General features: G+C 40.3%; 3 protein-coding genes. All 3 read right to left on the bottom strand.

The window, feature by feature from the left end; translation table 11 throughout:
• Nucleotides 1–486 (bottom strand): bifunctional 4-hydroxy-2-oxoglutarate aldolase/2-dehydro-3-deoxy-phosphogluconate aldolase (locus AC1DRF_RS26790; RefSeq protein WP_477742163.1); only part of this gene is annotated, 486 nt, incomplete at its 3' end.
• Between the two features lie 17 nt (nucleotides 487–503).
• Nucleotides 504–1,457, bottom strand: coding sequence for a sugar kinase (locus tag AC1DRF_RS26785; protein WP_477742162.1), 954 nt, complete (start codon nucleotides 1,455–1,457; stop codon nucleotides 504–506).
• A gap of 17 nt (nucleotides 1,458–1,474) precedes the next feature.
• Nucleotides 1,475–1,633, bottom strand: a 159-nt coding sequence (locus tag AC1DRF_RS26780; RefSeq protein WP_477742164.1) for an IclR family transcriptional regulator domain-containing protein, incomplete at its 5' end; no start/stop codon positions are given.

Here is a 1,633-nt window from a genome sequence, read left to right as displayed (position 1 = left end):
GTAAAAGCTCACTCCTCCTGTTGGAAGTAGTGGAATATGGGGAAGCGGCCCTCGAATATCTTTAATATAGCTAGCACCCAGCCTAGCAGGAAATACTTTTATAATATCTCCCCCATTTTCATATGCCGTTAGAATTTCAGTAGGTGAAAAAGCCCCTGGAATACTCACCGCACCGTATCTTTTCGTTAGTTTAATCGTTTCCGTGTTAACAGTTGGGGAAAGGATAAACTTTGCTCCTGCTAAAATAGCTGAACGTGCTGTTTCAGGATCAAGCACTGTACCTGCTCCTACTAACACTTGATCACCCAGCTCTGTAGAAACCTCTTTAATGGCTGAAAGTGCGTCAGGCGAATTTAGAGTAATCTCTATATTTTTTACACCGCCGTCATTAAGCGCAGAGGCAATTTTCACTACATCCTGCGGTTTAGCTCCTCTAATAATCGCAACGATTTTATGCTCTAATAAATGTGATAAACTATCCGTCATTGGTAAGCCCCTTTCTTTTATCGAATAACGTCTTCTTTTGTAATCGCATTCATAAATTCGCAAAGCTCTTTTTTATCAGGCAAGCCTTCAATATCACCCTCTACGGTTACGACCATAGCTCCTATAGCGCACCCTCTTCTAACCGTTTCTTTTAAAGAGGATTTATCTATTAGTCCCGATAGTATCCCAGCGGCGAACCCATCACCAGCTCCTACTGGATCTATCACTCTAGCAACTTTAAAACCTTCTACGTAAGCGGATTCATTTTTAGTTGAGTAATAAGCTCCTTCTTCACCTAGCTTAATAACGACTAGTTCTGCACCTAATTGATGAAACGCTGATGCAATATCTTCAGGATTATCCTTCTCAAATAAAAACTGACCTTCATTCATTCCTGGTAAGATAATATCCGCATATGTAGCCATTTTAGTTAGTGTTTGACGCGCAGCTGATTCATCCCAAAGTGTCTTTCGCAAATTTGGATCAAACACTATTTTTACGCCATTTTTTTTAGCAGCTTTCATCGCTTGAAAAACAGCTTCGTGGCAGGAATCGYTCAGTGCAGGTGTAATCCCTGTCACGTACAAGTATTTAGCAGAAGAGATGTACTCTTCATTCATATCACGCGGATTCATAAAGCTTGCTGCTGAACCTTGTCTGTAATAAAACACTTTACTATTCATTTCATTTGTTTTTTGTTTTAAAAACAGACCTGTAGGAGCATTATCATCAAATATTACATGTCTTACATCTATTCCTTCTCCTTTTATACTTGAAAGAATCCGCTCTCCTAGCTCGTCTTTTCCTAATCGGCTAACCCATCCCGTTTGATAACCGAGTTTTGACAGGGCAATTAACGTATTGCTTTCTGCCCCTGCCATTTTCGAAGAAAAATCTTTAGCATATCGCATCTTTCCATTCGAGTGTGGGGTAAACAGAATCATCGTTTCCCCCATGCTTATCACATCCATCTTACCCCTCTTTTCATTTATCTCTTCGCCTCTTCATATCCAGCAATAAAGGATATATTAGCTGACGTTTGAAGCAGCCTTTCTACTATAAAGTCCTTATGTTTCAGCATTCTTTCCTTAGGGCCAGCTACGCTAATAGCAGCTTGAATGCTTCCCTTTGCTCCAAATACAGGTGC

The sequence above is a fragment of the Priestia sp. P5_B4 genome, from assembly GCF_056400385.1.
This window is presented reverse-complemented; position numbering and strand designations above follow the sequence as displayed.